General features: G+C 53.6%; 17 protein-coding genes. 9 read left to right on the forward strand and 8 right to left on the reverse strand.

Translation table 11 applies throughout. The features are described from left to right. Positions 1 to 97: 97 nt before the first annotated feature. Complete coding sequence (locus ACOJWD_RS08145; RefSeq protein WP_486992726.1) at positions 98 to 1,042, reverse strand: ROK family protein; 945 nt, start codon at positions 1,040 to 1,042, stop codon at positions 98 to 100. 135 nt (positions 1,043 to 1,177) lie between these two features. Between ACOJWD_RS08145 and tkt the strand changes: the two genes are divergently transcribed. Genes tkt through ACOJWD_RS08180 form a run of 7 tightly spaced genes read left to right on the forward strand, consistent with a single transcriptional unit; the run spans position 1,178 to position 10,843 of the window. Further along, positions 1,178 to 3,163, forward strand: coding sequence for a transketolase (tkt, locus tag ACOJWD_RS08150; protein ID WP_486992727.1), 1,986 nt, complete (start codon positions 1,178 to 1,180; stop codon positions 3,161 to 3,163). Positions 3,164 to 3,179: 16 nt separating this feature from the next. Next, positions 3,180 to 5,936 (forward strand): bifunctional transaldolase/phosoglucose isomerase, encoded by a 2,757-nt coding sequence (locus ACOJWD_RS08155; protein WP_486992728.1) that lies wholly within the window; start codon positions 3,180 to 3,182, stop codon positions 5,934 to 5,936. Positions 5,937 to 5,982: 46 nt separating this feature from the next. Beyond that, entirely contained in the window at positions 5,983 to 6,879 is an 897-nt protein-coding gene (gene gnd, locus ACOJWD_RS08160; protein ID WP_486992729.1) for a phosphogluconate dehydrogenase (NAD(+)-dependent, decarboxylating), read from the forward strand. Between the two features lie 28 nt (positions 6,880 to 6,907). Continuing rightward, complete coding sequence (gene zwf / locus ACOJWD_RS08165) at positions 6,908 to 8,431, forward strand: glucose-6-phosphate dehydrogenase (RefSeq protein WP_486992730.1); 1,524 nt, start codon at positions 6,908 to 6,910, stop codon at positions 8,429 to 8,431. Between the two features lie 12 nt (positions 8,432 to 8,443). After that, positions 8,444 to 9,469 (forward strand): glucose-6-phosphate dehydrogenase assembly protein OpcA, encoded by a 1,026-nt coding sequence (locus ACOJWD_RS08170; protein WP_486992731.1) that lies wholly within the window; start codon positions 8,444 to 8,446, stop codon positions 9,467 to 9,469. Then, positions 9,469 to 10,179, forward strand: a complete 711-nt coding sequence (pgl, locus tag ACOJWD_RS08175) for a 6-phosphogluconolactonase (protein WP_486992732.1) — start codon at positions 9,469 to 9,471, stop codon at positions 10,177 to 10,179. Before ACOJWD_RS08170 ends, pgl begins: the two co-directional genes overlap by 1 nt. Further along, complete coding sequence (locus ACOJWD_RS08180; protein WP_486992733.1) at positions 10,163 to 10,843, forward strand: HAD family hydrolase; 681 nt, start codon at positions 10,163 to 10,165, stop codon at positions 10,841 to 10,843. The genes pgl and ACOJWD_RS08180 overlap by 17 nt, the downstream gene beginning before the upstream one ends. 17 nt (positions 10,844 to 10,860) lie before the next feature. On the opposite strand, the gene ACOJWD_RS08185 is transcribed toward ACOJWD_RS08180, so the two are convergent. Genes ACOJWD_RS08185 through ACOJWD_RS08195 form a run of 3 tightly spaced genes read right to left on the reverse strand, consistent with a single transcriptional unit; the run spans position 10,861 to position 11,835 of the window. Beyond that, complete coding sequence (locus ACOJWD_RS08185; protein WP_486992734.1) at positions 10,861 to 11,250, reverse strand: pilus assembly protein TadG-related protein; 390 nt, start codon at positions 11,248 to 11,250, stop codon at positions 10,861 to 10,863. Next, the gene (locus ACOJWD_RS08190) at positions 11,195 to 11,599 is read right to left on the reverse strand and encodes a hypothetical protein (RefSeq protein WP_486992735.1); all 405 of its coding nucleotides are present in this window, start codon (positions 11,597 to 11,599) and stop codon (positions 11,195 to 11,197) included. The genes ACOJWD_RS08185 and ACOJWD_RS08190 overlap by 56 nt, the downstream gene beginning before the upstream one ends. A 41-nt stretch (positions 11,600 to 11,640) precedes the next feature. After that, positions 11,641 to 11,835 carry a hypothetical protein gene (locus ACOJWD_RS08195; protein WP_486992736.1) on the reverse strand — a complete coding sequence of 65 codons (195 nt, stop codon included), beginning with the start codon at positions 11,833 to 11,835 and terminating at the stop codon, positions 11,641 to 11,643. Between the two features lie 588 nt (positions 11,836 to 12,423). On the opposite strand from ACOJWD_RS08195, the gene ACOJWD_RS08200 reads away from it, so the two are divergent. Then, positions 12,424 to 12,915, forward strand: a complete 492-nt coding sequence (locus ACOJWD_RS08200) for a hypothetical protein (RefSeq protein WP_486992737.1) — start codon at positions 12,424 to 12,426, stop codon at positions 12,913 to 12,915. Between the two features lie 144 nt (positions 12,916 to 13,059). On the opposite strand, the gene ACOJWD_RS08205 is transcribed toward ACOJWD_RS08200, so the two are convergent. Further along, on the reverse strand, positions 13,060 to 14,460 hold the full coding sequence (locus ACOJWD_RS08205) for an MFS transporter (RefSeq protein WP_486992738.1): 1,401 nt from the start codon (positions 14,458 to 14,460) through the stop codon (positions 13,060 to 13,062). Positions 14,461 to 14,546: 86 nt separating this feature from the next. Here ACOJWD_RS08205 and ACOJWD_RS08210 point away from each other — a divergent pair, with 86 nt between their 5' ends. Continuing rightward, on the forward strand, positions 14,547 to 15,710 hold the full coding sequence (locus ACOJWD_RS08210) for an MFS transporter (RefSeq protein WP_486992739.1): 1,164 nt from the start codon (positions 14,547 to 14,549) through the stop codon (positions 15,708 to 15,710). A 38-nt stretch (positions 15,711 to 15,748) separates the two neighbouring features. Here ACOJWD_RS08210 and ACOJWD_RS08215 read toward each other — a convergent pair whose 3' ends face one another. The 3 genes from ACOJWD_RS08215 to ACOJWD_RS08225 form a co-directional block, all read right to left on the reverse strand. Then, the gene (locus tag ACOJWD_RS08215; RefSeq protein WP_486992740.1) at positions 15,749 to 16,537 is read right to left on the reverse strand and encodes a LamB/YcsF family protein; all 789 of its coding nucleotides are present in this window, start codon (positions 16,535 to 16,537) and stop codon (positions 15,749 to 15,751) included. Beyond that, a complete protein-coding gene (locus tag ACOJWD_RS08220; RefSeq protein WP_486992741.1) occupies positions 16,524 to 17,693 on the reverse strand; it encodes a biotin/lipoyl-containing protein in 1,170 nt (389 codons plus the stop codon). Before ACOJWD_RS08220 ends, ACOJWD_RS08215 begins: the two co-directional genes overlap by 14 nt. Beyond that, positions 17,690 to 18,036: 5-oxoprolinase subunit B family protein (locus ACOJWD_RS08225; RefSeq protein ID WP_486992742.1), on the reverse strand; the 347-nt coding region annotated here is incomplete at its 5' end. The genes ACOJWD_RS08225 and ACOJWD_RS08220, both read right to left, overlap by 4 nt.

The raw sequence follows: 18,036 nt of genomic DNA on the forward strand, positions 1-18,036 counted from the left end.
TCACACGAATCAGTTAAATTATATGCGATATGTAAAAATAGTGTCAACGTTCATTGTAAGTTTAGGTACAATCCCTAACAAAAGATACACTCCGGGATCAAACCCGCGAAAAGGTTTTTACCGCGACCGCAAGCGCCCCCATAAGACCCGAGTCCTCACCTAATTCGGCTGGCACGAGCGATGCCACCGAGAACAGTGCTGGCAGTGCATAGTGCTTGGTGGCCTGCCACACGCGCTCGCGATAACTATCCGGCACATGAGTCGCTACACCACCACCCAACACGATTTTGTCCGGATTGAACAAATTTATTAAATACGACAGTCCCAGCCCCAGCGCGTCGGCGGCGCCATCAATGATCTCAAGGCATACCGTATCCTTTTGCGCATAACCGTCAAATACGTCTTTGGTATCAATGGACAACTTGCCTCGTAAGCTATCGCTCTCTTCTTGCCGCTCCCGACCCTGTCTAGCGATGGCGGTTCCTGAGGCCATACTTTCAAGACAACCACGATGGCCAGCGGGACAGGCCACGCCATGAGGATTCATCACGATGTGACCAAACTCTCCGGCATTGCCCCTCGATCCCGAATAGAGCTCCCCATCCACTATAATCCCGGCTCCGATCCCGGTTGAGACGGTCACGTAGATACAGTTCTGTGTGCCGCGACCGCTCCCATAGACCCACTCCCCGAGTCCGGCTGCGGTAGCGTCATTTTGCACCGACACCGGAAGGCCCAGAGTGGATTTCAAGCCGGCCGCCCAATCCAATCCCTTCCACCCATGCAAATTCGAGGTGTCCAGCAACACCGATCCGTCCAATGGACCAGGCGAGCCCAATCCCGCACCCTCTAGCGCCGCTAGCTTGGTACCGGATTTTTCTTCCAACGTATGTGCCACATCGGCAATATTCTTCAATACTTCGTCTGGAGTCCACGCCGGATCGGTCGGCAACGTGGCAGTGGCCTGAAACTTACCGTGACCGTTTCCTATCCCCATGGCGATTTTTGTGCCGCCCACGTCAATTGCTAAGAATTGCGCCATCCCCATACCTCCTCGTAATGCAAACCAATCACTGGCTGTCGTTGCCAGTATGAAGCAGGTTCACTACAATAACCCTAAGGAATCGAATCCGCTGGGTCAACTATCCGCTCGACCCACTTAGGAGGTTAGTCAGGTATGGCGCAGACAAATCTTGACCAATTATCCATTAATAGTATTCGCATGCTTGCCATTGATGGTGTTGAAGCAGCCAATTCGGGGCATCCAGGTCTTCCTCTTGGTGCATCTCCCATGGCTTATACGCTTTGGACAAAGTTTTTGAAACATAATCCCCACGATCCTGCATGGCCCAATCGCGATCGTTTTGTTCTTTCAGCAGGTCACGGATCCATGTTGTTATATTCACTCTTGTACCTCACCGGTTATGACTTACCGTTGGACGAACTCAAACGGTTTCGACAGTGGAACTCGAAAACGCCCGGTCACCCTGAGTATGGCCTCACTCCGGGAGTAGAAATGACGACCGGCCCGTTGGGACAGGGATTTTCTTCCGCAGTCGGTATGGCCATCGCCGAGGAATGGTTGGCAGCACGGTATAATCGGCCCGATTTTCCCATCGTAGACCACTATACATATGCGATTGTCTCTGATGGAGATTTAATGGAGGGCGTGGCATCGGAGGCCGCATCGCTCGCAGGCACGCTCAAGCTCTCCAAGCTCATTTATCTCTATGACGATAACCACGTCTCGATCGAAGGGCACACCGATATTGCATTTCAAGAAGATGTACTGACCCGATTCTCGGCTTACCACTGGCACACCGAACGTGTCAACGATGGCAATGACATTCAGGCGATCGCCGAGGCGATCCAACGTGCGCAGCAAGATGAACGTCCCTCCATTATTGCCGTGCGAACCAAAATCGGTTACGGCAGTCCCAACCGTCAGGACACTCCCAAGGCGCATGGTGAGGCACTCGGTCCCGATGAAACCCGCCTCACCAAAGAATTTTATGGGTGGCCTACGGATAAAACATTTTATGTTCCTGACGAAGCTCTCTCCCACTTTCGGGAGGCGGTTCCCAATGGCACCGAATGGCAATCTGAGTGGTCTCATCTTTTCGATGAATATCGAAAGAGCTATCCCGACTTGGCCAAGGAATTTGAACTCGCCCTGTCCGGCGAGGCGCCGCAAGCCGCCTTCGATACCTTGCCACAGTGGCAAGACGGGGAGGGTCTGGCGACCCGGGCTGCATCGGGTGCCGTCATTAACCAAATCGCTCCGCACTGGCCCACCCTGGTGGGAGGTTCAGCCGACTTAGCTCCGTCGAACAACACCCACATCAAAGACGGTGGCGACTTCTCGAGCGACGATGTGTCCGGCCGCAATTTTCACTTCGGCGTGAGGGAACACGGCATGGGCGCCATCATGAACGGCATGTTGCTGCATGGCGGTTTACGTGTCTATGCGGGCACCTTCCTCATCTTTTCAGACTATATGCGCCCGTCCATTCGCTTGGCGAGCCTTATGCATCTCCCAGCCATCTATGTCTTTACTCATGATTCCATTGGCCTTGGAGAAGATGGCCCAACACATCAGCCAATTGAGCAATTAGCGGCACTGCGTGCCATACCTGGGCTTTATGTAATTCGTCCGGCAGACCCGAATGAGACCCGTGAAGCATGGAAGGTGGCGCTGCACTCCACTCGCCATCCGGTGGCGCTTGCCCTCACCCGACAGAAAGTACCGGCACTGCCTTCCGATAAAGCAGAGGGATTACAACGAGGTGCCTATACGGTCTATGAGACCAGCAGTAATCCCCAATTGGTGCTGATGGCGTCGGGGTCTGAGGTTGGACTGGCGATGAAAGCCGCTCATACTTTGGAGCAAGAGGGTGTACCGCTACGCGTGGTGTCATTCCCTTGTTGGGAGCTCTTTGATAGCCAAGATGACGAGTATCGCGCCAGTGTCTTGGGAGAACCGCGTGCCCGAATAGCCATTGAAGCGGCTTCACCCATGGGATGGGACAAATATGTGGGCGATCATGGCACCATTATTGGATTAAATCACTTCGGCGCTTCGGCTCCAGCAGAGGAACTCTTTAAGCACTTTGGCTTTACCGCGGAGCACATCGTGGAAGTAGCTCGGCAGTATTTACACTAATCTAGGAGGTGCATTGGTGAATCCAATACGAAAGATTCATGAACAAGGGCAGAGCCTCTGGTATGACAATATCCGACGGGGGTTGATCGACTCAGGCGAATTAGCCACACTCATTGCCGAAGGCATTACCGGCATTACGTCGAACCCCACCATTTTCGAAAAGGCCATTGATGGCTCGAAGGATTATGATCGGGCGATCCGCCATCTCGCTCCGCAAAACTTAACGGTCGACCAACTGTACGACGCGCTGGTTATCGACGACATTGGGCGGGGAGCCGACTTATTGCGTCCTGTGTATGACACCACCCACGGAGCGGATGGTTATATCAGCATCGAGGTTCCCCCAACCCTCGCCGAAGACACGCAAGCCACCATCGACGAGGCACACCGCCTCTTTACAGCTCTCAGTCGCCCTAACATTATGATCAAGGTTCCTGCGACGCGTGAAGGAATTCCGGCCATCCGTCAGTTGATTAGCGATGGGCTCAATGTCAACGTGACCCTGATTTTTAGCTTGACCGCGTATTCCGACGTCATTGAAGCCTATCTCTCCGGGCTAGAAGAGCGCGTGCAACGTGGGCTACCCATTGACCGCATTGCCTCGGTGGCCAGCTTTTTCGTCAGTCGCGTGGATACCCTCGTCGACCGCTTAATTGACGAAAAGAACCTGCCCAAAGATCTGAAGGGCCAGGCTGCCATCGCCAATGCCAAACTCGCTTACCAACTGTTTGTGCAAAAATTTGGTGCTGAGCGTTTTGCCAAACTCAAAGAAAAAGGGGCGATGGTACAGCGACCGCTGTGGGCGTCTACCAGCACCAAAAACCCAGACTACCCGGACCTCTTATATGTGGAATCGCTAATCGGTCCAGACACCGTCGACACTCTGCCACCCGCAACCGTCGACGCCATTATGGACCATGGAAAGGCAGCACGAACCATTGACAGCGACGTTGATGCTGCCCAGCGGATTCTTGATAAATTAGAGTCCCACCACATTTCGATGTCGGAGGTGACCGCCCAACTCTTACAGGAAGGCGTGAAAAGCTTTCACCAGTCCTTTGTCACGCTGCGTGAGAGTTTGGAGAAAAAGAATCATCCGCATGACATCACCATGGGCCACTTCGTCCTAGGACAATATCAACAAGGCTATCAAGGTACGCTCGACGCCCTCGATCGGGATCGCGCTGTTCCGCGACTACAAGAACACGATGCGACGCTATGGTCAGAGGAAGAAGCCCATCAAAAAATCATTACCCACGCCTTAGGATGGATGGATGTCGCGACACAAGTACTCGAGGATGTTCCCAACTTACAGCGTTTTTTTAACGAGGCTGTCCTTGACGGCTTTACCGATGCCGTGATTTTAGGCATGGGCGGTAGTAGTCTGGTCTCCGATGTATTGATTCATAGCTTCTCCAAAGGCACTCCCGGACTCAACCTTCATGTACTCGACACTACCAATGCCAGTGCCATTGAGACCCTCAAAAATCATTTGCCGCTGGACCATACCCTCTTCATTGTCGCCAGTAAATCCGGTACCACGACTGAGCCCAACGCGTTTTATCATTATTTCTGGGCCGTGCTCAGTGCTAAGGGCATCGACCCAGCGTCACATTTCATTGCCATCACCGATCCGGACACCCTCATGCATCGTGAAGCGGAAAAGAAAGGGTTCCGGCACATCTTTCTCAATCCCGCGGATATTGGAGGCCGCTATTCGGCGCTATCCTGGTTCGGCATGGTACCTGCCACCCTCTATGGATTGAATGTCGGGTCGCTGCTGCGCCATGCTGAAGCCATGGCCAATGCCTCAACCGAGCCCACCTCGGCGGAAAATCCGGGAGTATTATTGGGAGCCGCTCTGGGCGCGTTGGCGAAAGCAGGACGAGACAAAGTCACCTTGGTCATGCCTAATGAAATTTCCCATCTTGGCGATTGGCTCGAACAACTCTTGGCCGAATCGACCGGTAAATTAGGGACTGGCCTTATTCCCATTGCCCATGAGCCCGCCTATGCACCCAATTCCTATAGCTCGGACCGTGTTTTTGTCATTTATCAATGGAAGGACCAAGCCCCATTGCTCGGTGTGGATGCTTTAAAGAACGCCGGACATCCGGTGATCACTTACACCATTCAGGATCCCTATCAGATTGCCGAGGAATTTTATCGCTGGGAAATTGCCACCGCGATCGCTGGAGCAGTCCTTCACATTGATGCCTTTGACCAGCCCAACGTACAAGAAAGTAAAGACAACACTAAAGAAATTTTGAGTCAATTGGATGGAGGTCACCTACCGAAGGAATCGCTCAACACGTCGGGGCACCTGCAATGGACCGCATCGTCTCAAATTCAGGCGCAGTCCCTCCCTGAAGCATTAAAGCAGTTACTGAAGCTCAGCACCACCTCGACTTATGTTGCCGTCATGGCCTATTTGAATCCAAGCCCCGAGCTTGATTCAGTGCTCCATGCGATGAGGCAACGCATCACCGAAGCTGTCGGCGCTCCCACTACCTTGGGGTATGGTCCTCGATTCCTGCACAGTACCGGGCAGTTGCACAAGGGAGGCCCGGCGTCAGGACTCTTTATTCAACTTGTGGCGTCCACCGGCCCTCAGCTGATTGTTCCCGGAGATGGCTACGATTTTATGACACTGATGCATGCTCAAGCCTTGGGGGACTTTAAGTCGCTGGTGAGCCATGGTCGGACCGTAATTCGCATTTTGGTCCCCGAAGATCAAGTGGGTGCGGTTCAAGATATCACGTCTCTTGTCTAAATCGGGGACCATGCACACTGTTTGATAATTTATAGGAGGTGTTGTTTTGAAACTCGCAATGATCGGACTCGGACGCATGGGAGGAAACATGGCTCAACGGCTCATGGAGCATCAACATGATGTGGTCGTCTATGACCCCAGTCAAGAGGCTCGTGACCGACTCGCAAAACTCGGTGCTACCGCAGTGGATTCTCTTCAGGAGGTCGTAGCGCACTTGGACGCACCGCGAGTTGTCTGGGTCATGGTCCCTAGTGGCAAGATCACCGAAGAGACCCTATCCACTCTCGTCCAAGAGCTTTCACCGGGAGATATCCTGATTGATGGTGGTAATTCCAACTTCCGCGACTCCATGCGACATGCAGAATTAGCCCAAGAACACCAGGTCGAATTCATTGATGCTGGCACCAGTGGCGGAGTTTGGGGTTTAAAGAATGGCTACTGTCTCATGGTCGGAGGATCGGATAGCGCGGTCCATACGGCCGAACCGATTTTCCGCGACCTCGCGCCGGAAGATGGATTCATACACACCGGTCCGGTGGGATCGGGTCACTTTGTCAAGATGGTCCATAATGGCATTGAATATGGTCTCCTCCAAGCTTATGGAGAAGGCTTCGAAATCCTTAAAGCTTCGGAGTTTCCTCTGGACTTAGCGGCTATTTCCGAAGTTTGGCGCCACGGCAGCGTGGTGCGAAGTTGGCTACTCGATCTTCTCGCGGACGCCTATAAAGAGAATCCGCAACTGGACCATGTGCGTGGATACGTAGACGATTCGGGTGAAGGACGGTGGACGGTGGAGGAAGCGATTCGGGAAAATGTCCCCGCTCCTGTCATCACCCTATCTCTTCTTGCCCGTCTGGCGTCTCGTCAAGACGAGTCCTATTCTGCTAAGGTGATTGCCGCCTTACGCAATGAGTTTGGTGGCCATGCCATTCACAACGAATAAAATCATTTGACGAAGGAGTCTTGCCATCGTGACAGAGAACCCGCTTAAGGAGGGGCTGGCGCAACACCGCCGCCCCCAGCCTTTTACCTTTGTGATTTTTGGCGCTGCCGGAGACTTAGCTCACCGTAAGCTCTTCCCGGCGTTGTACAATTTAATGGTCGATCACTGGCTTCCTAGTGATTGCCGCATTGTCGGGGTGGCGCGTAGACCATACACTGATGACGAATTCCGCACCGAGGTCGGTGCGGATATCAAAAAATATTCACGCCGCGAACCTGAGCCGGCGGTGCTGGAGAGCCTCATGCAAAACACCTCATATCTCACAGCCGATTTTGACGATCCCAGCCAATATGCGACATTGAAAAAGCTTCTCCAAGATCCCCAACAGAAGTTTCCGCAAAACTATTTATTCTATCTCGCTACGCCTCCTTCGGCCTATCCGGTCATTGCAGCACAATTGGGCGCCGCGGAACTGTCACAACCCACTGATAGTAGCGAGAACTGGGTACGCATGATCGTGGAAAAGCCTTTTGGCCATGACTTAGACTCTGCCGTAGCGCTCAACAATGATCTCCATCAGGTGTTTGAGGAATCGCAAATCTATCGTATTGATCACTATTTAGGCAAGGAGACGGTGCAAAATATTCTGGTGTTTCGCTTTGCCAATGGCATTTTTGAACCTCTCTGGACACGTCAATATATTGATAATGTGCAGATTACCGTCGCTGAGTCGTTAGGTGTCGCAGGCCGCGGCAGCTACTATGATAACGCGGGAGCGATTCGCGATATGATTCAAAATCACATGCTACAGCTGGTCTCACTCATCGCCATGGAGCCCCCCGTGGCTTTTGAAGCCGATGCAGTCCGTGACGAAAAGGTCAAAGTACTGCGCTCCATTCGTCCCTTTTCTACCCGTGACGTGGCGGACTTCACCGTCCGAGCTCAGTATGAGAAGGGATCCATTGACGGCGAACTGGTCCCGGGCTATCTCGACGAACCAGACATTGCTTCTGATAGTCGAACCGACTCCTACGTCGCCTTGAGACTACTTATCGATAATTGGCGCTGGGCGGGCGTGCCATTCTATCTGCGCACTGGCAAACGGCTGGCCAAACGAGCCACAGAAATTGCTATCCAGTTCAAGACCGCTCCGCATCGCTTTTTTAGCCAGACGGAAACCCCGGAACTTTCACCCAACTTGCTGACGCTGAAAATACAGCCTGATGAAGGGATTTCCCTCCGTTTCGGGGCCAAGGTGCCTGGACAGGAGATCCGTGTGCGCACCGTCAATATGGAATTCCTTTACGGAACCTCATTCGCTGGCACGCCTCCGGAAGCCTATGAACGTCTCCTACTTGATGCCATGATTGGCGATTCCACCCTCTTTACCCGTAAGGATGAAGTAGAGTCCGCCTGGTCGCTGGTCTCCTCGATTTTACGGGGATGGCAGCGGGCCAAAGGCCCTCTCGCCACTTATGAAGCGGGATCATGGGGTCCGGAAGAAGCCGAAATGTTGATTCAACGAGATGGATTTAAGTGGCGTAGGCCATAGGAGGAGGCAACATTGAGCCGTCAAACCATTCATTGGTCCAAGCACCAAATGCATGGACCTGAAGTCATACACACTCTGCCGGGCGTGATTTCTGGTGCGCTCGACGGCCGCACCCCGCTCAGTGCCACCGTCATGACGTTAACTTTGGTAGTGAAAGATGGCGACCAAGGTTATTGGCAAGCGGTCGCGCAGCGATTGGCTGAACGTCATCCTGCTCGAATCCTTCTGGTCTCTTCCTCTTCGGATCCGGACTCGGAAGGGATCGACATCGACCTTCACGCTACGGTAAATGAGTCCACTCATTCGGCTAGACCACCCATACTGATTTCTGAGTGCGTCTCGATGACCTTACATGGACCGGCGGCCACCTACTGGATTGACTGGCTTCAGCCTTTAATTCGTTCTAATTTACCGTCTTACTTGTGGTGGACTAATGGCCCACCACCGGAGCGGTTTCGTTGGGATTTGGTAAAAACCGCTTTTCAGTCTCTTATTATCGACAGCGGAGCGTTCTCGCTCCCCACCTGGCACCGCCTAATAGAAGCGGCTATGACCTATGGTCTTGAGGTCCGTGACCTCGACTGGATGCGCAGTGAACCGGTCCGTCTATTGCTCGCGCAAGCGGCGGATGATGACCGAGCGCTGGAGATCCTCAAGCATCCTGACCACATTCTGGTCACCGGGCCAATAGAGGACCCTTGGCCTTGTGCGACGACATGGCTGTGGTTATCTGGACGCCTCCATTGGGAATTAGGATTACCGCCTTTCCGCGATCGGTCCACGATTCCGGTGGAATATCATCATGAGGATCATCCCGTTTGGCAGTTTACCCGCAACGATGCCCGGCTGGTACTGACCGAAACCCATCAAGAGCGAGCGGCGCATTTGGTGATTAAAGACCGTGTGCAGCGCGACTGGCATGCGTCTAGGTCCGCGGAAGGGCCCATCAGCAACCTCTCCCTGTTATTGAACTCTGGGTCCGATGCTTTATACCGAGACACGATACGACGCGTATTACTGGAAAGGAAGGATTCGTAATGGCCAAACCCGAGATTCAAGTGTTCGCATCGCACGAGCAACTTATCCATGACGTGTCATTGTGGTTACAAGATCTCGCTCAGAGTGCGAGTCGAGACCATGATCTTTTTTCCTGTGCCATATCCGGTGGTACCACCCCTCGTGACCTATACGCCTACTTAGGTGAACATCCGGAACTGATGCCCTGGGATCACACCCGTCTATATGTCGTGGACGAACGCGATGTCTATCCCAGCGATCCTTTGAGTAATGCCCATATGATCCAATCTACCTTGCTACATCGCATCGCAACCCGACCTCACCGCTATTTTCCTTGGCATACGGTGGCCCAGACTCCGGAATCCTTATCGTCCTATCGGCAAGCTCTCGATTTACTTCCTAAAGAGCAAGGGTTTCCGCAATTAGATTTAGCGATGCAAGGCATGGGCGCAGATGGGCATACGGCGTCGGTCTTTCCGGATTCACCACAGATTCAATCCCGTGACTGGGTGGCTTATGGACCCGGAGCACAAGTCCCTCGCTACACCCTGACCTTGCCACTGCTATCTCATGCGCGCCAGGTGGCTTTCTTAGTCACAGGCGAAGCCAAAGCACAGGCAGTCAAAACATGTCTGACCAAAACCGATTCTCCTCTTCCAGCCGCTTGGCTTTCCGCGCATGCCGAGCACGTGGTGTGGTTTTTGGATCAAGACAGTGCCGCTCTTCTCTAGGACCTGTCGACCGATATTAGTCTGGGATATTGACGGTACGCTGTTAGCTCCCCGCGGTGTGGGACGCGACGCACTCACTGAAACGGCGGCGGAACTCTATGGGCTAGACGACGCGTTTGCTGCGATGACTTTTTCGGGTGCAACCGACCACGCTTTGGTGGAAGACGCACTGAACCGCTATAATGTCACGCCATCGAAAGAATTTTTTGAGCGGTATGTGTCCCGATTGCGAAATAGGCTCCAACAAGATCCGTTGACAGCACTGCCGGGCGTAATCGACCTCATAGCGTATTTAAGCGCGAGTGGATGGACTCTTGTCCTAGGTACCGGAAATATACGATCTGCCGCCTATGCCAAGCTAGAGACAGCCGGCCTGGCTCCGTACTTCCCGAGCGGAGGATTTTCCGTGCCCAATGCAACCCGCGAAGACATCATCGATAGGGCCGCACAACCTTTTAGGGATTCCGGTTGCCCAATCATTGTCATCGGCGATACGCCTAAGGATATCAAAGCGGCACATGCTAATGGGTTTCTTTCTCTGGGAGTGAGCACAGGCCACCACAGTCTCTCCGAACTGAGCCTTTCGGGAGCCGGGATGGCCTTGCCCCACTTAACTCATTGGCCCACCTTTTTCTCTGCACTTCAGACGCTAACAAGGGCATAACTCAGGGATCTCCTGAGTTATGCCGATACTGAGATCACCTCTTTCGGCGCCCCTCCCATCCAAGAAGGCCAAAACCATAGCGATAACGGAACTCCTATTTGCACCGAGTGAATCGTGGTACTGGTGGCATCCCATTCGAGAACCTCCACCGACGATGCCTCACTGTTTTCTTCGACCACGGTCACAAAGCTCTCTTGCGAGATGTTCTGGCCAGACGCATTTTCCTCTATCACAGCATTTTGCACCGCATCCTGTATCCGCGATTGCTGCATCCACACCTGTCCTAAGGCGACGATAATCCCCGCCATCAAGCATCCAATGACCACCAGTCCGAGACCCATCAACGTCACATTACCACATTGGGAAATGATGATACACGGTTCCTCCGCCGCCCTGATGACTGCCACCTCCTCCTCCAGAAGTGGGTGCCGGAGCAGGCGACGGAGAGACACTTTGCGGCGCCACCGTCGTGATGGATCGGGACGATGAAACGGTACTCAAGGTCCCCAAATTCAAGACTTTCATGGGCACACTGACGGTAAGGGTCTTCATATTGCCGCTCGCGACAAAAGTGGTTGTGGGCGCCGTACCGCGATATCCCTGTTGCGCCAATGCTGTGTTCACTACCTGTCCCACGGCGCTGGTGCTGTCGCCGGTCGACCACGCTAGGACGCCCTGCTCTGCCGCCTGCGATACCGCCACATTGCCCATGAAGAGACTGGCTACCGTCGCCAGACCGAGAAAAACCACCACCAAGACCGGAAGCACCAAGAGTAGTTCAATATATGCGTTACCCGCTACTGAATGGTACTGAGATTTTGAGTAATTTGGCCAAAGGCGTTGATTAAGGCGTTTCTTAACGATTCGATGGGCAAAATCATCGCCAGCACCACGACAATGATCCATATCCCGTTTTCGATGAAGACGTTTCCCTCTTCGCGGCCCAAGAATGCGGCCACCCGCCCGCTCCACAATGTCCACCATAGTCTCACGAAATTTCCTCCTGCTCCATATTCCATCCCTATCAGAGACGGTAGGGACAGAATAGCGAAAATTTTGGGAAGGATTCCGGTTAAGGATTCGACACCACTCGCATCACGCCTCACCTGAAACGGTGCCCTCGTACGACGTTCACAATGCGGACCAAAAACGACAGATTTACCGGGCACCGCCATTGAATTACCGCTAGTGTTCATCACTCCAATTGGCGAAGGGACAGCTGTCCAAGAACTCCCCAAGAATTAATGGACTGTGCCTCCGTGGCAGAGTGGTCTCCCTCATCAGCCGCATGGAACCGCTGGTGTTATGATGACGAACTCGTGTGGTCGGTGGTTTAGCTAATTGCCACTCAACTGCCCATCGAAGAATTCCTGGGCCTTCCCCAGCATTCGCTTGTGATAGCACAGGCGAGCCCTTAATGAGCCAGTTCCAGCCTTGGAATGACCTGGTCTTGACGTCTGGCGCGTCAAGCAAGCAGACCCGATGACACGGAAGTCCGTCCACGATGACAACGTCAGTGAGCGCCAATACCTCCCCCGCCAGATCACAACACATGCTAACCACCAGTGTTGGGGCTCATATTGCTAGGGATGGTGGTGCCGCTTGGGAAAATTTTTACGTTATGGATCCTACGCTTGGTGTTGGGTTATGAAATGCGTGACGGTTGGTTCGTATATGGCGCCTGTCTCTTCGACTTGGGGTACACCAAGACCAGCAGCACGAGTCCCACCGTGTATGCATCCTTCGCTATCTACAACCTGGTGGGGCTTACGACTAAGCAAGGATACTGTTCGACGCACTTGAGGATTGCCGAGCCCAATCACGACCGGTTGCGGTTAGACGATGCTATGGTGCACCGTCCCGGTCAACAGGGGGACTGGACCATCGTACCCAACAAGAAGACCTTACCGCGGCGAGACATAGAGCGCATCGTCACCCGTCCCGATGCTGCTTTTAGGAACCCCGCGGAGGATACACCCAGATGTCATGCCGCGTGCAGGATTCCTGAGAACTCAAGCCATGACCTCGACGAACTAGCGAAAAAAATACCCCAACACGGCAATCGCGAGTAAAAATCCCACGATGATCATCGGAACAATGGGCGGTTTCTGACTTTCCGGATTTTTTGAGTCGTCTACTGGCATTATGTTACGCCTCACTTTCTTCTTTCATTAAATCACAAACTCTACGGTTTCACCTGAGGACTTTTCTCTTCTTCATGGCAATGGCCGACGCGGCACAGCCGGTACCAGCGAGGACACCGCCTCGTGCGAGAGATCCTCCAACGTTCGTCCACTCGGCTCAGGTAAGAGCAAAGTAACCAACCCACCAACAAAAGAAAAAATGGCCGTCAGTAGCAAGGTCCCACTGACTCCTAACAATCCAGAAAGTATTGGGAAGACAAACACCCCGGTAAAGGCGCCTAATTTAGCGATACCTGCCGCCAGTCCATGACCCGTGGTTCTAAGCGAGGTGGGAAAGACTTCTGAGGAAATCACGAAGGTGGTGGTGTTAGGTCCAAATTCGGCAAAAAAGTAACTAATGCCAAAGACGCTAATAAATATGGCAATATGCCGTCCGATGTTATGCCATATCCCGATGAAGAAAAATGCCGCGGTCATCACCGAAAACCCCAATACCTGAAGTCGTCGATGTCCCATTTGGTCGATGCGCAAAAAGGACGCGACGTAACCGGGGGCCGCGAACAGTGCAAAAATAATCAGCGACCATGCCATGGTGGCAATTGAGGTGGCGTGGGGAGAAATTCCCTTTAATACCATAGGCAGAGAGATTGAGTTACCATAATACGCATAGTCGAAGAGAAACCAACTTCCCGCAGTGCCCACGACCAGGCGAATCATTTTCGGATTTGTCCACAACTCCCTGACCTTGGGTCTCGATGGCCTCTCCTGGGACGGGGTGCTCCAAGCGGCACTCGCTCCGGCGATTTCGGCTAACTGCTGTACGGCCCCTTCGGAATTGCCCTCCACTTCCGCTAGATAGCGAGGGGATTCTGGCATCCGACGACGAAGATAAATCACGGCTAGAGCCGGCAATGCCCCCAGACCCAGCATAAGCCGCCATGACATCCCGGAATTCAGACCCGATGCCATTAGTGTCATCGCCACCACGGGTCCTGCGACCAACCCTAAAGCTTGCATCGAAAACACCAGGGCCACCAATTTGCCTCGATCGCGCACATTGGCATATTCACTCATCAAAACAGCGCTGACAGGGTAGTCTCCGCCTATTCCAATGCCCATAATAAATCGTGCGGCGAGCAACCACCACAGATTGGGCGAGAACGCTGACAAAATGGCCCCGATCGCCATAATGAGTGCCTCAACACCGTAAATTTTCTTTCTCCCCCACAGGTCAGCCAGCCTCCCAAAAACCAGTGCTCCCACAAATGCTGCCAGTAGCGCAATGGAACCCACAAGACCAATTTGTAGCGTCGACGGATGCCACTGCTGTTTAATCAAGACCAGCGCCGCTCCGATAATGAATAAATCGTATGCGTCAGTAAAAAACCCTGTTCCGGCGATAATGACCGCCCGCAAATGAAATAGCCCTAACGGAGCATCATTCAAGACATCGGAGACCTCTTTTTCCGCCACACTACCTCCCCCTCGCCCGGAATATTTTATCCAACCGATGCCATTTCACTCGCATGAAAGTGTCGCCTCTGCCAAAGGCTACAGCCATGCAATCGTTTTGGAGAACACGCATCGCTTGGGCCTTGTCGCTAGGGCTCTTCGAAAATGCCTATGTTTATGGGGTGGCAGCGGTGGCTTTAGAGTGGATCCCGCGCCGATCCTGGAGTACGACGCTACTGCTCTTATGGGCCCCGCTATGGCTCTGCGTGGGTATCGCAGGGGGAGGTTGGACCGCCGACCATTTGGGGCGCAAGAAGCTTCTCGCTTGGGGCCCATTAGGTTATATCGTCGGAGCATCCTTACTGTTGCTGGGACCAACATTGGCATTCACGCTACCCGCTACCAGCCTTTTGATGATCACCGCCGGAATAGAGAGCAACACCATACTGACATATAGTCAAGAACTGGTCCCTCAAGCGCATCAACGGCAGGCGATGTACGCCGAATTAAACTTTGTCAATTTGGGAGGGCTGGGGCTGGCGGCGTTAGCCACCCTCGCTAACATTTTTGGCACCCGCGTGCTTCGAGAAGCCATGGCCGGTACTCCCATCGTTCTTGCTGCATTGTCGATGGCTCTGCGCAGAGGTGTTCGCGAATCGACTCGATGGATCGAAAGTCAATCTCGGCGAAAAGCCATCCCCTGGCCGCCGGATTATCGCCGCAGGATTTTCGTCGCGGTATTGTTCTCATTTTCTAATACGTCAGGATTCTCCCTCCTCACCTTTGCCTATGGCAGCGAATTCTTCCCTCGCCACTTCCAACAGTTTTTTCTCGTGTCCACCGTCACCTCAGTCCTAGTCGGACTCCTCGCTCGCTGGCTGGTGCGACTATCGGCAAAACGCATCCTACTCTTAGGCTATGGCGCAGCACTACTGTCGGCACTGGCGTTACAGCGCATCGCGTTTCCTACTCATCCGGCATTTTGGCCTATCCTATTTACACTCAGCGCCTTCACGTCGATGAGCTATTTGGCCGAGGATACCTTTAAAACGGACAAATGGCCTTCCGTGATCCGGAGTCGTATGGTCGCGGTTGTGCGCATTCTCGGTTTGGGTGGATATAGCATTCTTCTTCTCATCAGCCAACACTTTTCCCTACATCAATTTCTCGGGACTATTGTATTGGTCTGGGCGGTCGGATTTCTGGGAGCTGTCCTCTGGCAACTCCATAATTTCTCTTCACCGTCCGGCAATCGGCTCCGCTCCCGATAGCGAGCCGTCCGTAGGGATTCGACTCACCCAGCACCGCACTATCCCGGGCTCGAGATACGAGCGTCAATCACCGCTTTTAAGGGCCGCACCAGAATCTGGTGCCGTTCTAGGCCATCTCGCACCGCCTCGGCCAGTTGACGTGCCCCGGGGGTATCTCCATGGATGCAGATGGTATCGGGACGCACAGTCAGAACTTCTCCCTCGACGGTTTCGATAGTTCCGTCGACCACCATACGGATGGCACGGTCGACCACTTGATTGAGACTGGTTATCACCGCTCCTGGAGTGGACCGGGACACCAAACGGCCATCTTGATGATACGCTCGATCGGCATAGGCCTCACGAGCCACGGTGAGGCCACGGCGAGTAGCCACAGCTTCGAGCGCCCCTCCATAGGTTATGAGAATGAGACCCGAGTCAAAGGCCAATACGCCGTCCACGATCGCCGCGGCCATCTCCTCACTGTGCATGGCCATATTATTCAATTGGCCATGGGGCTTCACATGTTGAAGCACCACATCGTGCTGATGACAAAACGCCGACAGTGCCCCAATTTGATAGAGGATGTCGGTTAAAACATCGTGGTAACTCATTTGCATGTTGCGGCGGCCAAAGCCGACCAAATCGGGAAACGACGGATGAGCCCCGACACCTACTCCCTGGTGCTTGGCCAGCGCAACCGTGCGATCCATCGTTCTCGGATCACCCCCGTGAAATCCGCAAGCCACATTGGCGGACGAAATGAAGGGCAAAATCGCTTCATCATCCCCCATTTTCCACGCACCAAACGATTCTCCCATGTCACAGTTCAAATCAATCATTCGCATGTCCGATGCCCCCCTTAATCTGAAAAACCGTTTGCCCTGGACCCACCGATTGCTGTAGATCGACCAAGCGCCTTAAGGTGCCTTCATGTGGTGCCCTCAGCGCGATGATCTCCCCCATCACTTCTAGCACGCCGATCAGCTCACCCTTCACCACCCACTCGCCATCTAACGGTAACAATCTCCCCAATTGGTCCCTCTCCAGTAACCGGCCGGCGAAGGGACTAGACACCGCGGTGAGCCTTTCATCAAAAAAATTACCAAACGAGCCGGATTGGGCTCGGTAAATGTCACGAGCGGCATCCGACGATACCTCCTCAAAGCGCACTTCCATCCCCGGTGTCCATTGAGCCAATCGCGGCCAATCCGCTTGAATCACATGCGCTAGAGCGGGGTATCCCCCAATACTTCCCCGATATTTCATCAACACCAGGAGCTCCCCGGTGGGAAGACACTCAATGGTGCCAATTGGGAGTCCTTCTGAATAAAGCGTTCCACTAGCGTTGTCGATGACTACGCCCGAGAGTCGAAGTCCTATGGCATTGGAATCCTTATCCACAAAAAATATCCCCGACAGCAGTCGCGCATACGCTTTGGGGGAAAATAGCTCCTCTCTCATTCCTCGTACCACGCGAACATTGCGACTGAAAATGGCGGTCGGGTGTAAGGTCCGTCTCCCGTTGGCTGAATCCTGAGTCGACGTGATAACATCCCCCGGGCGAAGTGCCCGACCTCCCAATCCGCCAATGCCGGCCACCACATCAGTGGACACGCTTCCTAAAATCCTGTCCCCAACCACACCTCCGGGAAAACCAAGATAGGCGCGAAGGCCTTGGCGGCGAGTGCCAAATCGGACGATCTGACCCACCTCCATCCGGCGTGCTTCGCCGGGATGCCACGCCTCCCCATCCACATGGACGTTAAAGTCCGCCCCGGTCAATGACATCTCACCAGCCTCAACCACCTCAAACCGCGGTCCCAGCGCCGTTACCTCCACCACCGAGGCCTCGAGGGGATTCTCTAAGAGCCAGTTTGCCCAGTGAAAGGCATAGTCGTCTACCGCACCGCCTACGGTAATACCCCAATGTTCAAATCCCGTTCTACCGCCATCTTGAATGGTTGTGAATAGTCCTGGATGAATGATGCGGAACGTCGTCATGGCGTCCACTCTTTCAGGGAGAATCGTCCCTGGCGACACTCTTTTGCAATGAACGCATCCTCTTCGCTATCGATAGGACGAAAGCGCAGCGCATCTCCTGCTTGATAGGGTATGGGTGGAACCGTACCCCAATTAAATAGCGGCACCCGCGTTCTCCCGATTAAATGCCACCCGCCCGGGCTTGCAGTAGGATAGATGCCGGTTTGTGATCCCGCAATAGCTACGGCGCCAGGATAGACTTGGGTCCGAGGGCGGCTACGCCGGGGAAGCCACAACGACTGCGGTAAGGCTCCGGCTAACGGAAATCCGGGGGCAAATCCAATACAAAATATCCGATAGGTTC

The sequence above is a fragment of the Sulfobacillus sp. TH-112 genome (assembly GCF_057473405.1).

Bases quoted from the DNA above. Each gene is read 5' to 3' on its own strand.
- pgl (WP_486992732.1), top strand. From the start codon at position 9,469: ATGGCCAAACCCGAGATTCAAGTGTTCGCATCGCACGAGCAACTTATC.
- ACOJWD_RS08220 (WP_486992741.1), bottom strand. From the start codon at position 17,693: ATGACGACGTTCCGCATCATTCATCCAGGACTATTCACAACCATTCAA.
- ACOJWD_RS08145 (WP_486992726.1), bottom strand. From the start codon at position 1,042: ATGGCGCAATTCTTAGCAATTGACGTGGGCGGCACAAAAATCGCCATG.
- ACOJWD_RS08215 (WP_486992740.1), bottom strand. From the start codon at position 16,537: ATGCGAATGATTGATTTGAACTGTGACATGGGAGAATCGTTTGGTGCG.
- tkt (WP_486992727.1), top strand. From the start codon at position 1,178: ATGGCGCAGACAAATCTTGACCAATTATCCATTAATAGTATTCGCATG.
- ACOJWD_RS08210 (WP_486992739.1), top strand. From the start codon at position 14,547: ATGCAATCGTTTTGGAGAACACGCATCGCTTGGGCCTTGTCGCTAGGG.